The 256-nt window shown below is 59.0% G+C and carries 1 protein-coding gene; it reads right to left on the bottom strand.

Annotated elements, in window-relative coordinates; translation table 11 throughout:
- On the bottom strand, positions 1–249 hold a 249-nt coding region (locus tag SB771_RS35670), incomplete at its 3' end, for an IS630 family transposase (RefSeq protein WP_410722128.1).
- Between the last annotated feature and the right edge of the window lie 7 nt (positions 250–256).

Below are 256 nucleotides of genomic sequence, written 5' to 3'. Positions count from 1 at the left end.
CAACTCGTCGGGGTTCAGCTCGGGGCAGTAGCCGGGCAGTCGAATCAGACGCAGGCGATCCGCGTTTTCGGCGGCGAATTCCCTGACGGCAACGGACCGGTGGACCGGGTGTCCGTCGACAATCAGATAGATCTTGCGGGTAGCCTGTTTGATCATGCGCTTCATGAACTCGATGAACGTTGCGTTCGTGAACGTGCCCTCGAAGACCATGAAGCTCAGCTCGCCGCGGTTCGTGATCGCCGAAATCATGTTGCAG

The organism is Burkholderia sp. SIMBA_051, assembly GCF_046534915.1.
GTDB classification, from domain to species: Bacteria; Pseudomonadota; Gammaproteobacteria; order Burkholderiales; family Burkholderiaceae; genus Burkholderia; species Burkholderia ambifaria.
Note: the sequence above shows the minus strand (reverse complement) of the source record. Positions and strands in the feature narration are given on the sequence as shown.